The following is a 12,699-nucleotide window of genomic DNA, read 5'->3' on the forward strand; positions in this document are numbered from 1 at the left end:
GGGAATTGATCGGGGTAAATTTCTCAGTATAAAAACTTACTCAGAAATTTCCAACAATTCCAGCCATAAACTCGATTTTGCCAGTGAAAGATAAAGAATTTAGGGGATCACTTTTCCCAACTACCTACTCTCAGGGTTCATTATCAACCGTCTTTGATTGCGGATAAACAATCACCCACTCTAAGGCATCTAGAGGCGCTGTCAACTCAATAACAGCTTCGGGTGCTGGACTTTTATCGAGATTGACTGACTCGACACGTCCTAAAGGTAATCCAGGGGGAAACAGTTTACTCACTGGTGATGTTGAAACCACATCACCCTTGCGTACATCGGGTACTTTGTCAAAAAACTGAAGCACAGCCCGATGTGACCCTTGTCCTCGAATAAAACCCATGCTACGGCTACGGCTAATCACAGCCCCCACCCGGCTAGTCGCGTCGCTGATCAGTAGTACACGACTTGTATTGGGGGTCACATGGACAATCTGACCCACTAAACCACCTGGTGCCATAACAATTGAATCAACCTTAATCCCATCTCGACTCCCTCGACCCAAGGTAACATGTTGCCACCAGTGACCAGAACTACGCCCAATAATGGGGGCAAGAGTTCCTTGCTGTTGTTGGGTTTTAGAATAATCAAGCAGCTCTTTGAGTTTTTGATTTTGGCTTTCGAGTTCAACTAGACGCTGTTGCAGTTCCAGAACTTTGGCATTTGTCAGGCGCTCCTCTGGCGTAGGTTCTGATTGTAAGGGATGGGTTAATAACTGATAAGCCTCAAAGAGAGCTGCCCCCTGACTTTGGCGAATGAACCAAGCAAGGCTTAGAGTTAGTCCCCCCAGCACAACAGCGACTCCATGTTTGTCCCACCAACGACGCAATATATACATAACCTGTCTCGTATTCGTTCAGCTTTCGGCTGATGGCATCGAGTTGCAATAGTGCAGGTAAACGACTTATGCAGCTTGTGAACTAACCTTCTCCAGGCTGCTCTCTTTTGATACCATCATCTTAGATATGGCGAGAACGCCCACTAAACACCCGTTCTAGCTGTTTGAAATTCTCCAGAACACGACCTGTTCCTAAGACCACACAGCTTAGCGGATCGGCAGCTACATGAGTCACTATACCCGTTTCATGACTAATCAAAGTGTCTAGCCCTTTTAGTAAGGCACCGCCACCAGCTAACATGATGCCTCGATCAATAATATCGGCAGCGAGTTCTGGCGGTGTCCGCTCTAAGGTACGTTTTACCGCGTCAACGATGACTGATAGCGGTTCGGACATACTTTCGCGAATTTCTGGTCCTTTGATACTCACGGTTCGCGGTAAACCAGACAGCAAGTGTAAGCCCCGTACTTCCATTGAGAAATCATCGTCTTCATGGGTTGGGTAGGCTGAGCCAATCTGAATTTTGATTTCTTCAGCGGTTCGCTCCCCAATCACCAGGTTATGCACTTTTTTCATGTACTGGGTGATCGATTCACTCAGTTCATCACCAGCAATCCGTACAGATTCACTCAAAACGGTACCTTGTAAACTTAGCACCGCGACTTCTGTAGTACCACCACCGATATCGATAATCATATTACCCGTTGGCTCTGCCACTGGCAGCCCCGCACCAATGGCGGCAGCAACTGGCTCATCAATCAAGTAAACATCTCTAGCACCGGCTTGAGATGCGGCTTCCATGACTGCCCGCCGTTCCACACCGGTCACACCACTGGGAATACCAATGACGATTCGGGGTTGAACTAAGGTACGACCTTCGTGCACTCGCCGGATAAAATGCTTGAGCATGAGTTCGGCAGTATCGAAGTCGGCAATCACACCATCGCGTAGAGGACGCAGGGCGACCACGTTACCTGGAGTTCTGCCCAGCATTTTTTTGGCATCCTCTCCCACGGCTAGTGGAACTTTTTCATCTTGGTCCATGGCGACGACAGAAGGCTCTTGGAGTACAATGCCTTTGCCAGATACATATACTAAAGTATTAGCAGTACCTAAATCGATACCCATGTCCCGGGATAGGGAAAAGCGACTGAAAATACCCACTCGTTTATACGCCCCCAAAGTCGAATGTTTCTGTGTATAACAAACAAAGTATCTGAACTGTAACCGAGGTGGATTCTATTACGTTTTTTTGGCTGAGTCTAGTGAAGTTGAGCAAGTCATCCCTATTAATCGTTGAAAACCAAGCTGAAAGTATCATTCAGACGGCAAAATTGCTGATCCGGAGAAAGTATAGTTCACCCCTAGAGCGTGAATAACTGCAATTGGCGTTCCTCCAGTCCGGCTTTAGGGATTGTGGAAAACGGCATAAATTCGCTAAACTGATTGGCATAAGTACAAGGGTACTAAAAAAATGAGTCTCAATGTGGTTAATTTAGTTGGTCGGGTGGGTGCAGACCCAGATGTCAGGTATTTCGAGTCGGGCAGTGTTTTGTGTACATTATCACTGGCGGTGGATCGTCGCAGCCGCAACAGTGATAAGCCTGACTGGTTCAATCTAGAGCTTTGGGGCAAGACAGCGGAAGTGGCAGCTAACTACGTGCGTAAGGGGAGTTTGATTGGGGTTCAAGGGGCGCTGAAGATTGATCCCTTAACGACAAGGGATGGTCACAACTACCACAAGCCGGTAATCCGGGTGGATCGAATGGATTTATTAGGTTCCAAACGAGATAATGACCCCAACGCGGTGAATAGCTACAACGAGACAGAGTTCTAATTTTTAGTAGCTAATTTGCAGTGTGACGGATGCCTGTACTTCTTGATCGCCACCAATGATCGGTGTCGCCACATTTTGGGCAACGAACTCCGCCCTGTCCAGCATGGGCATGGGTGGAGGTGGTGTGGCACCATTAATTTGAATGTTAACAATATCTTGACGGGTGAGGTTCAAGGCATTCAACACCGCATCGGCTTGCTGTTGGGCATCCTGAGTGGCTTCCCTTAGCGCTTGTTTTTGAGCCGTGGAGACTGCACTCTCAGGGGCGGTAAAGCGAATGGAGTCGATGCGGGTAGCTCCGACGGCAACGGCATCATCCAAGAGCGTTCCCGCCTGTTCCGTGGGAATCCGGAAGCTCACCGTGTTACTGGCGGAATACCCGATCAGGCGTTGCTGGTTGTTCTCATAGCTATAGACAGGGTTGAGCTGGATGCTGGTGGTTTGGAGTTGTTCAACGTTGCGCGATCGCAGCAACTCCACCACAGCAGCTGACTTACGTGCCACCTCTTGTTGCACCTGAGCTGCTGTTTTTCCTTGTACCTCAACCCCTAACTGCACTTGGGTCAAGGTTGTGGGAATCCGCTCTATCCCTTGCCCTGTAACCGTTAGGGTTCTTAGTAGTCGTTCCTGCGCGATCGCGGGATTGATCCAGGCGAGCATCACGAAACCCAAAACCCCAGCCATCGCCTGTAACTGTTTTTGACTAAGGAAACTGGAGCATAGATATGTCATTTCGTCAATCCTCCAAATACAGACAGATAGATTAAGCTTTCACTTTGACACCATAGAGCATTATCATTTCTGGGGTTACAGTTTTTGTAACCCTTTAGTTTGATATATACAGCTTCTAACCCCCATCCGAGTTCCCTGTTCCCTGTTCCCTGTAGAATAGAACCCATGATTTTTTCTCAACCTATAGCTGATGCAACTGCCTGGGCGAGTTCCCTAACTCCCCCCTTTGGCTTTCCCTGGCTATCTGCACACCAATCTCTGATAGCTGCAGCCAGTGAAGCCACCACCAGCGAAGCCGAAAATAGTTCATTAATCTTCGCCGGAGTATTGCTAAGTTTAGTGGTCATTTACTTCGCTAGCAAACTGGGCGGCGAACTTTGTGCGCGGATAAACTTGCCACCTGTACTGGGGGAACTCGTCGGTGGGGTAGTTGTGGGAGTCTCGGCACTACATCTGCTAGTCTTTCCCGAAGCGGGGGCAGATAGCGCTAGCTCAATGATTGTCAGCTTTCTGGAGCGCACAGCCGGTCTGAATCCAATGGCGGCTGATTCTGTATTTCAGACTCAGAGTGAGGTGATCTCGGTTCTAGCCGAACTGGGTGTGGTGATTCTTCTGTTTGAAATTGGATTGGAATCGGATCTGCAAGAACTGATCCGAGTCGGTCCACAAGCAGCAGTCGTGGCAATTGTTGGGGTAATTGCCCCCTTTGCTGCAGGTACCGCTGGTTTGACCTACTTGTTCGATGTTCCGGCAGTACCGGCAATTTTTGCGGGGGCGGCGCTAACCGCTACCAGTATTGGGATTACCGCCAAAGTTTTAGCCGAAATCGGCAGTCTGAGTTCTAAAGAAGGTCAAATTATCATTGGTGCAGCGGTTTTAGACGACGTTTTAGGCATCATCGTGCTAGCGGTGGTGGCGAGTTTAGCAAAAACCGGGGAAATCGCGATCGCGAATGTTATTTATCTAATCATCAGTGCGGGTGTCTTTTTAGTCGGTTCCATTTTAGTGGGACGCTTTCTTGGTCCCTACTTCGTCGCCTTGGTAGATGAAATGAAGACAAGGGGTCAGGTATTACTCACCGCCCTAATTTTTGCCGCGATTCTGTCTTACATCGCCGCTGCGATTCAACTCGAAGCTATTTTAGGCGCATTTGCAGCGGGCTTAATTTTGGCAGAAACGGATAAACGCGGCGAATTAGAGGAACAGGTGTTACCCGTAGCCGATGTGCTCACCCCGATTTTCTTTGTGGTGGTTGGTGCCAAAACGGATTTAAGTGTACTCAACCCAGCCGTTCCCAGCAATCGGGAAGGGTTGATTTTGGCAGTGTTCCTGATCGTTGTGGCGATTATCGGTAAGGTAATCACAGGCTTTACCGTTTTTGGTCAACCGGGTATTAATCGTCTGGCAATTGGTGTGGGTATGATTCCCCGAGGCGAAGTGGGACTCGTTTTTGCCGGAGTCGGTTCAGCCAGTGGGGCGCTTTCGCCAGCAACTGAGGCAGCGATTATCATGATGGTGATTATAACTACCTTTGTGGCTCCTCCCTTATTACGATTAGTCTTAAAAGAACCCGAAACTGTCCCAGGAACAGAGCCAGTGGAAACCTTGTCAGATTCTAAACCAGAATGACTTAATCATCCCCAGTTCTCCTCTGTACAAGCAGGGGGAGCAATGTAGAGACGCGCCATGGCGCGTCTCTTAGCAGGGGGAGCAGTTGGGATTGTTCATCCGAAAAGGGACTATACTATTTTTTTTGAAACTTAAATTCGTTACTCTACGTCCCTGAAAGCTGAGTGTCTATAACAGCTAATCAACTCAACTTGGGTGAGTCACATTGGTTTAAGCCAGGGTGGAAACCAAAGCGAGCAGTTGGACTTCGGGATATAGGGTGAACCCGCTCAACCTCACTGAGTTCGGTTTGGAACTCAACAACTGCCTTTTGTGAAAAGCCACCCACCTAAATGCTGTATGCAGCACCGAGCTTTAAGTTAGGAGCAATAATTGTGAGATTTCGCTGGCTACTGTTACTCTCCAGCTTTTTGAGTGTTTTTCTCTATACATCGACAGCACAAGCGCGTCAACTGCTGTTTTGGCGTTTTGACCGCGATCAAAACCAGTTGGTATTTACAACCGATGAGGGAGTTCAGCCGAGGGCGCAACTGATTGCTGATCCGACTCGGCTAGTTATTGATTTGCCAGGAACTAGACTGGGACGCCCGACGGTGAATCAACGAGTGGGGGGCGCGATTCAAGAAATCCGAGTGGGGCAATTTGAAAACCAAACCACTCGGATTGTGGTTGAATTAGCCCCTGGTTATACCCTTGACCCCCAACAGGTGCAATTTAGAGGCATCTCGCCGACTCAGTGGACGGTCAATATACCCAATCCTCAACAAATATCAACCTCGCCCAGTCTGCCGCCCCCAGTAACTAATGTCCCCAATCGCCAATCTCCCCAACCGAGTCCGCCAACAACAGTGGAACGATCGGTGACGGTGGAAACATCGGCGACACAACTGGATAGTTTTCAGGTGACTCGGAATGGATTTTTTATCCGTACCGATGACAGAGCACCGGATGAGATTAAGGTGAAGCGGAGTCGCGATCGCCGCCAGATCGATATTGAGGTAGAGGGTTTGAATCTCTCCCGGAGTCTGGCTGAGCAAAAGCTGGACGTTAATCGCTACGGCGTCAGCCAAATCCAATTCCAGCAGATCAAAAATTCACCGCCTTTGGCTCGGATCACGTTAAATGTGAGCCGAGATAGTCCAGATTGGCAGGCACTATACAGCGATGTCGGCGGGATTGTGGTTATCCCTAGAGGTACCTCGGCATCGAGTTTAGAGAATCGCTCTAATGCTTCGAGTAATATCCTGGTTTCTTCTCCTTCGCGATCGGGAAACTCGAACCAACGAGCTAGCACCAATCAACTGGCGATGATTCAGTCGGTTGAACTGGGAAACAATCAGACTCAACTTTTGATTCAAGCGGATCGGAGCATCAGAGCCACAAGTCGTTGGGACGCGAATAATAATGCTTATCGGATTACTATCCCAGATGCCCAATTAGCTGATCAGGTTAGAGGACCTCAGCTTAATGCCAATAGTCCTCTATCACGGGTATTGCTGCGCCAGCAAGACTCCAGCACGGTGGTAATTTTGGTGCAGCCAAGTTCGGGAACTCAGATTGGCAGCCTTAACCAAATCAGCGATCGCCTGTTGGCGCTACCTGTACAACAAAGACAAGCAACATTACCTCCCCGTGAATCGATTCGGGTACCACCGCCGAGTTCATCCACACCCTCAACCTCATTGCCCACGGTTCCCAATAGTCGGGTGGTGGTTATGGTTGATCCGGGACATGGCGGTAAAGATCCTGGAGCCGTTGGCATTGGCGGATTACGGGAAAAGGACGTGATTTTACCCATTGCCCAAGAAGTGGCAGCTTTATTGGAAAAGCAGGGTGTGCAAGCCGTATTGACGCGCAATAGTGATTATTTCGTGGATCTAGCTCCCCGTGTGACCATGGCAGAGCGAGTCAATGCTAATCTATTTGTCAGTATTCATGCGAATGCCATCAGTCTCAGCCGACCGGATGTCAATGGATTGGAAACTTATTATTTCTCCAGTGGTCAACGTCTTGCCCAGACGATTCACAACAACATTTTACAGACGGTTCCGGTTCAGAATCGGGGAGTCCGCAACGCCCGGTTTTATGTCCTCAGAAAAAGCTCAATGCCAGCAGTTTTGGTGGAAGTGGGTTTTGTCACCGGTCGAGATGATGCGGCGAAATTAAATGATCCAAATCATCGTAGCCAGATGGCACAGGCGATCGCTCGTGGTATCCTTCAGTACATTCAGCAGAATTTTTAGCACAAGTGTGATCAGGGTTTTCCATAATCCCCTTGACCGAGTGCGAGAATTCTTTGACGAATGACGAATGACAAATGACATAAACAAATGACGAATGACGAATGACAAACGACCCGATTTTGACCTCAAGGGGAGACGCACAGCGCCGTCATATTGGTGTATTTGACAGTGGTGTTGGGGGACTTACTGTTCTCAGAGAACTCTATCGACAACTTCCCAATGAATCGATTCTTTATTTTGCCGATACAGCTCGACTCCCTTATGGAACCCGCTCGGCTAGGGAAATCGTGCAGTTTGGTCACGAGATTCTCACTTGGATGGTACAGCAAGATGTCAAAATGGTGGTTCTGGCTTGTAACACCAGTGACGCCTTAGCCCTAGACAGCTTACGGCGCGATTTTCAACTACCAATTTTGGGATTGATTTTGCCCGGATCTCGTGCCGCTGTACAAGTAGGGCGTCGGATTGGCGTGATTGCTACCCCCGCGACGGCGGCGAGTAATGCCTATCGACGCGCGTTGTTGGAAGTGGAACCCACGGTTCAGGTTTGGCAAGTCGGCTGTCCAGAGTTTGTCCCTTTAGTTGAGCAAAATCGTTTATACGAGCCCTATACCTCTGAAATCGCGTCCCAGTATCTGACGCCATTACTCCAGCAGCGAATTGATACGTTGATTTATGGGTGTACCCATTATCCGTTGTTAGCGCCTGTATTGCGACAAATTTTACCCGCGTCTGTACAATTGATTGATCCGGCTGAACATGTGGTGGCGGCGGCGGCGCAAGAGCTTGATTTAATGGGATTAAAAAATAGTTCACCACCGCTACCGACGCGATTTTGTGTCAGTGGTTGTCCGCAGCAGTTTGCTAAGTTATCGGTACAGTGGTTGGGGTGTACCCCAGTTGTGGAAAAAACCTATTTGCCAGATGCATCCCCTGTCTCTATGTCTGTGGAAGCGGTGGAGTAGGGGTTTCCCCATTGGTGTCAACTTAAGATTTTGTATGACTAGCGCCCAAAGTTTAGATCCCCCTAAATCCCCCATGAAAAAAAAGCTCCCGCATCCTCTGGTTCCCCCCGTGCAACAAAAAGCGAAGCATCCGCTGGTCTCCCACTTTTTAAGGGGGACGTGAGGGGGAGAATTCAAAGCCTCTCTCCTTGTAGGAGAGAGGTTTGGAGAGAGGTTTGGAGAGATCCCGACCAAAAGTAAGGTAGCTGCTGGGGGTGATTGGGGAAAAGGCAACAGGCAACAGATCAAAGCCGCTACTCGCCCATGGACAGGGCGACCCTAACGATTCAACTCTGGCTCATCCCAGTCGCCGTCTAAGCCGATGTGGTTAGTGTGGGTGGGTCAGTCCATGCCTACTATAAGCGAGATTTGGCGAAAATATTTACGTCGCGAGAGCTGTTGACCATTGGTATCGTTTTCTTAAAACTAGACTACATTGGACAATTCCCCAGCTTAGCACTCCCCAACAATGTGAACGGTGGAGTGATTTGATACGGTCGAAAAAAGCCTCTTAAATTCTAATTGTTTAGTAATTTTTCTTCCTTCTCAGCTTCAGGTTGTAGCTGGGTGAATTTTTCGTAGTCTAAAGTCCAGTTGATAGCCTCAAACCTGCGATTACTCACCTTCTGGCGACGGGAGACTCGTTTTTGAATTACCCGTAGGCGTTTTTGTGCCTTGCGATAGTGCTGAGGGATTGCTACGGTTTCACCTTCAGATGTAGTCAAGAAATCCTTCAAGCCTACGTCAATTCCTGTGATTGAGTCAGGGTTGAAATCGGGTTTAATTTCTGGGACTGTCTTATCTTTGCCCTTCCCGTTGCTGTCGCCTTTGAGAAAGCGGTCAAAAGTTAGCTTAACTCTCTATTGACTGGTTGTTGAGCTGTGCCGAAGCATGGTTGCTTGCGTCCCTACAGCAAAGAGCCTGTCCATCCCGACACCGAAGAGGTGTACCGCTTTCTTTGTTGGGCTTCCGGCGAAGAAAGCTAACGGTCATTTGTCAGGGAATAGGGAACAGGGTAAGGTAGAGTCTTGAGTTAACTCACAAAAGATTTTCCCTACACCCTGCACTCCTGCACTCCTACACCCTGCACTCCTGCACTCCTGCACCCCTGCACCCCTGCCTTAAACGAGAAAGTATAATCTGAGTAGCAACCACGTTGCCCCAGAAGAAGGTTAAGCTAGAGAAAAAAGGGTAATCTAGATAGCTGGCTTCGTACAGACCTCAAAAGGTAATAACTTTTAATCACCTTAACTTATTGTTTCTAACTAAAGCAGAAACCGGAGTAAACAGAATGAGTCAGGCAGATAAACTCAAATTATTGATAGTGGACGATGAGCCTGACAATTTAGATTTATTATATAGAACGTTTCGGCGAGAGTTCCGGGTTTATAAAGCCGATGGAGCAATGAGCGCTCTAAGCATTTTGGATGAACAGGGAGAAATGGCAATCATTATCTCTGATCAGCGGATGCCCCTGATGAATGGTACAGAATTCTTGGGGAAAACAGTTAATCGCTTCCCCGATACAATTCGTATTCTCTTAACGGGGTATACAGACGTTGAAGATTTAGTAGAAGCAATTAACTCGGGCAAAGTATTTAAGTATATTACCAAACCCTGGAATCCGGAAAGCCTGAAAGTCATCGTTCAACAAGCGGCGGATACCTATCGAGTCCTCAAACAAAGAACCAATGAACTGAGCCGCGCTTTACGTCGCGAAGAACTCTTTAATGTCGTGACAACAGCCATTCGCGAATCGCTAGACTATAGCAGTATGTTGCAAACTGTTGTCACCACGATTGGTCAAACGTTCGAGGCAACGAGTTGTATCCTGCAACCTGTCGATGGTAATCACCTGATTTCAGAATCATTCTCTTACCAAGCTGAGCCAACAAAAGATTCTGAATCGTTACCTGATGTTGAACCGATTGTGCAAAATGTGCTGGAGTTCCGGAAAACCCAGCTTATTCAACAGCTAAGTGATGGTAATCATTCGGTGCATCTAGTTGTTCCTCTGATTTGGCAACAACAGCTATTGGGAGTGTTATCCCTTTATAAACAACAGTGTGATCAGCCTTGGATGTCAGAGGACATTCAACTCATTGAAGCTGTTGCTGAACAGGCAGCTTTAGCAATTTCTCAGGCAAAACTTTACCAACGCACCCAGTTACAAGCCGAACAGATGCGGGCTGAATTGGAGGTGGCTCGCCAGATTCAAAATAATTTGTTACGCCAAAGTTTACCCGAGGTGGAAGGGGTTAGAGTACAAGCCCACTGCTACCCAGCACGAGAAGTTGGCGGTGATTTTTTTGAAGTATACGTGCATCCCCAGGGAGATGTTTGGCTAGCCGTTGGTGATGTGTCGGGAAAGGGAGTGCCGGCTGCTTTATTTATGGCAAGTGCGATTTCTATTTTGCGCCGAGAATTGGCTCAAGAAATCTCTCCAGAACCTGAGGTGGTAATGGGAAACCTTAACAGCATTATGTCAGATGATCTGTTCAGTACCAACTGTTTTATCACGATGGTTTTAGCACGATATACGCCAACCTCGCGGCAGCTTGTCTATGCTAACGCAGGTCACATTTATCCTTTGGTTTGGGCTCATCGTTTAGTTGCCCAACAGCAATCAGCACCGGAATCATCTGTAACAGTAGAACCGGATTACCTACAAGCTAGGGGGATTCCTTTGGGTATTCTACCTGAATGGCAGGCAAGGGCTGGAACTTTGACGTTACATACAGGTGATGTTTTACTGCTGATCAGTGATGGTATTACAGAAGCAACGGTGAAGGAGGTTAAGCATTGCTCCGATTCTCAAAACCATAAATCTAGTAAATCTCTGACGAATTCAATGCTGGGAACATTAGGTCTTTGGCAACTTCTGCTTCAGGAGCCAGCTCCCTTTAATCTACCCCATTTATTAGTTCGCATCCGCGAGGAGACTAACAATGTTCAGGAAGATGATCAAACGATTCTCTCGATGGAGGTTTTATAGTTGATGAAAACGGAGCTGCATGTACCAAGTGACTTGAAGTTTTTGACCATTGTCGAAAGCTGGTTACTGGGAAGTTTGGAAGTGGAATTAGGAGATTCAGTGGATTGGCAATGTCAATCGAGTCGGTTAAGACTGGCGTTAGTGGAAGCCTATTCCAATGTTGTGCGTCATGCTCATCGCGATCAACCCAATTTACCCATTTTGATTCGCTTGGAACTCAAAGAGCGAGACATTGCTTTGGAAATTTGGGATCACGGCAAAGGGTATGACATCACTAACTATAATCAACCCTCTCCAGAAGCTAAACAGGAAAGCGGATATGGCTGGCTGATTATGCAAAAGCTTATGGATAGAGTCGAGTATCGCTTGCAGATCAACGGTCGCAACTGTCTCAAGATGGAAACGAGCTTGCCTAAAGCTGACGAATGATTGCTGATTGCTCCTATTTTTGTTAAACATAAAATTGTAACACTTTATCGAATGTGGGGCAGTAATTGTTACAAGAATTTACAAAAAAGCCGATATTTCTAATGAAATCTATAAGGTTTGTTAAATTTGCTTGATTTAGATATCTTAATCTATAGGATTTTAAATAGTTAAGTCTCAAGAGCGACTTGACCTATCTGTTTAAGGATGCCCCTTGTTCTCTTGCTGGTGAGCATTTTTAAACGAGAGTTAGCCGTTAAGTTTAGTGCAATCAAAAATTTTGTTCCTATGACACAGCCGTTTATCTTGTCTCCCCGCTACCGACTAGATGACGATTCCCCATGGTTGGAAGGAATTGATCCATCACGCCACTACTGGATTGCCATCAATGGTGATCCGGATATCCAGGTAGCGATTCCAGGATTAACGGTGTCATCACTCAAGGAATGGAAGCAAAGCATTCGGCGGTTCCGAAGTCTTCAACCGGGCGCTCGCATGGAAGTAGTGCGAATTGCCAATACCTTGACCATTGAGTGTATCAGCGCCAACTGCTACGCGATCGCGACTGAAATTGACGGCGCAGGGGTCTGGCATTTATTTGACCAAGAAGCATTAGAGAGTTTGTTGATGACAGCTCATCCCGATTGGCTTTGTGCACCCAGAGATATTGAGTTGGGGCGTCAACGGCTAGCTCGTTCCTGGGAGCAAGTGGCGGCTTAATTAGTCATTAGTCATTGGTTGATCGTCATTCGTTGATCGTCTGAAGCTGAGGAGTTGTTGAGGTGACGCTAACAGCTTAATTCTGACCGAAAATTGGGGATACAAGCCCCGTCCTTATAGGGCGGCTTTTTATTTGATAAATCGTCCTGTTATTTTGTCAAACAGTTGTATAATGGTGTTAGGAGGTGATGCAATTGTTTAATTTAACCTACGAGTTCAAACT

At 47.5% G+C, this 12,699-nt stretch carries 10 protein-coding genes and 2 pseudogenes; 8 read left to right on the forward strand and 4 right to left on the reverse strand.

The window, feature by feature from the left end; translation table 11 throughout:
- Nucleotides 1–130: 130 nt before the first annotated feature.
- Both mreC and RLO19_RS15830 read right to left on the reverse strand, forming a co-directional pair.
- Nucleotides 131–889: a rod shape-determining protein MreC gene (gene mreC / locus RLO19_RS15825; protein WP_446357858.1), complete on the reverse strand. Its 759-nt coding sequence runs from the start codon at nt 887–889 to the stop codon at nt 131–133.
- 121 nt (nt 890–1,010) lie between these two features.
- Complete coding sequence (locus RLO19_RS15830; RefSeq protein ID WP_446335205.1) at nt 1,011–2,018, reverse strand: rod shape-determining protein; 1,008 nt, start codon at nt 2,016–2,018, stop codon at nt 1,011–1,013.
- A gap of 346 nt (nt 2,019–2,364) precedes the next feature.
- Here RLO19_RS15830 and RLO19_RS15835 point away from each other — a divergent pair, with 346 nt between their 5' ends.
- Nucleotides 2,365–2,727: a single-stranded DNA-binding protein gene (locus RLO19_RS15835; RefSeq protein WP_446357860.1), complete on the forward strand. Its 363-nt coding sequence runs from the start codon at nt 2,365–2,367 to the stop codon at nt 2,725–2,727.
- A 3-nt stretch (nt 2,728–2,730) separates the two neighbouring features.
- Here the strand turns inward: RLO19_RS15835 and RLO19_RS15840 are convergent, their stop codons facing one another.
- Entirely contained in the window at nt 2,731–3,459 is a 729-nt protein-coding gene (locus tag RLO19_RS15840) for an SIMPL domain-containing protein (protein WP_446357862.1), read from the reverse strand.
- Nucleotides 3,460–3,624: 165 nt separating this feature from the next.
- On the opposite strand from RLO19_RS15840, the gene RLO19_RS15845 reads away from it, so the two are divergent.
- From RLO19_RS15845 to RLO19_RS15860, 4 genes and pseudogenes are all read left to right on the forward strand, one after another.
- Nucleotides 3,625–5,088: a cation:proton antiporter gene (locus tag RLO19_RS15845; RefSeq protein WP_446357864.1), complete on the forward strand. Its 1,464-nt coding sequence runs from the start codon at nt 3,625–3,627 to the stop codon at nt 5,086–5,088.
- 374 nt (nt 5,089–5,462) lie between these two features.
- Nucleotides 5,463–7,331, forward strand: a complete 1,869-nt coding sequence (locus tag RLO19_RS15850; RefSeq protein ID WP_446357866.1) for an N-acetylmuramoyl-L-alanine amidase — start codon at nt 5,463–5,465, stop codon at nt 7,329–7,331.
- A gap of 101 nt (nt 7,332–7,432) precedes the next feature.
- On the forward strand, nt 7,433–8,296 hold the full coding sequence (gene murI, locus RLO19_RS15855) for a glutamate racemase (RefSeq protein WP_446357868.1): 864 nt from the start codon (nt 7,433–7,435) through the stop codon (nt 8,294–8,296).
- A gap of 346 nt (nt 8,297–8,642) precedes the next feature.
- Nucleotides 8,643–8,829: pseudogene (locus RLO19_RS15860) on the forward strand (NF041680 family putative transposase); the annotation flags it as partial.
- 102 nt (nt 8,830–8,931) lie between these two features.
- On the opposite strand, the pseudogene RLO19_RS15865 reads toward RLO19_RS15860, so the two are convergent.
- A pseudogene (locus tag RLO19_RS15865) lies at nt 8,932–9,141 on the reverse strand (transposase); the annotation flags it as partial.
- A 485-nt stretch (nt 9,142–9,626) separates the two neighbouring features.
- On the opposite strand from RLO19_RS15865, the gene RLO19_RS15870 reads away from it, so the two are divergent.
- From RLO19_RS15870 to RLO19_RS15880, 3 genes are all read left to right on the forward strand, one after another.
- A complete protein-coding gene (locus RLO19_RS15870; RefSeq protein ID WP_446357870.1) occupies nt 9,627–11,330 on the forward strand; it encodes a SpoIIE family protein phosphatase in 1,704 nt (567 codons plus the stop codon).
- Nucleotides 11,331–11,333: 3 nt separating this feature from the next.
- Nucleotides 11,334–11,759: an ATP-binding protein gene (locus RLO19_RS15875; RefSeq protein WP_446357872.1), complete on the forward strand. Its 426-nt coding sequence runs from the start codon at nt 11,334–11,336 to the stop codon at nt 11,757–11,759.
- 285 nt (nt 11,760–12,044) lie between these two features.
- Nucleotides 12,045–12,476 (forward strand): hypothetical protein, encoded by a 432-nt coding sequence (locus RLO19_RS15880; protein ID WP_446357884.1) that lies wholly within the window; start codon nt 12,045–12,047, stop codon nt 12,474–12,476.
- Nucleotides 12,477–12,699: the final 223 nt, after the last annotated feature.

The sequence above is a fragment of the Coleofasciculus sp. G2-EDA-02 genome, assembly GCF_040226375.1.
In the GTDB taxonomy this organism is placed as follows: Bacteria; Cyanobacteriota; Cyanobacteriia; order Cyanobacteriales; family Coleofasciculaceae; genus Coleofasciculus.

Excerpts from the sequence above, each read along its gene's own strand:
- mreC (WP_446357858.1), bottom strand. The coding sequence starts at position 889 with ATGTATATATTGCGTCGTTGGTGGGACAAACATGGAGTCGCTGTTGTG.
- RLO19_RS15830 (WP_446335205.1), bottom strand. The coding sequence starts at position 2,018 with ATGGGTATCGATTTAGGTACTGCTAATACTTTAGTATATGTATCTGGC.
- RLO19_RS15835 (WP_446357860.1), top strand. The coding sequence starts at position 2,365 with ATGAGTCTCAATGTGGTTAATTTAGTTGGTCGGGTGGGTGCAGACCCA.
- RLO19_RS15840 (WP_446357862.1), bottom strand. The coding sequence starts at position 3,459 with ATGACATATCTATGCTCCAGTTTCCTTAGTCAAAAACAGTTACAGGCG.
- RLO19_RS15845 (WP_446357864.1), top strand. The coding sequence starts at position 3,625 with ATGATTTTTTCTCAACCTATAGCTGATGCAACTGCCTGGGCGAGTTCC.
- murI (WP_446357868.1), top strand. The coding sequence starts at position 7,433 with ATGACAAACGACCCGATTTTGACCTCAAGGGGAGACGCACAGCGCCGT.
- RLO19_RS15870 (WP_446357870.1), top strand. The coding sequence starts at position 9,627 with ATGAGTCAGGCAGATAAACTCAAATTATTGATAGTGGACGATGAGCCT.
- RLO19_RS15875 (WP_446357872.1), top strand. The coding sequence starts at position 11,334 with ATGAAAACGGAGCTGCATGTACCAAGTGACTTGAAGTTTTTGACCATT.
- RLO19_RS15880 (WP_446357884.1), top strand. The coding sequence starts at position 12,045 with ATGACACAGCCGTTTATCTTGTCTCCCCGCTACCGACTAGATGACGAT.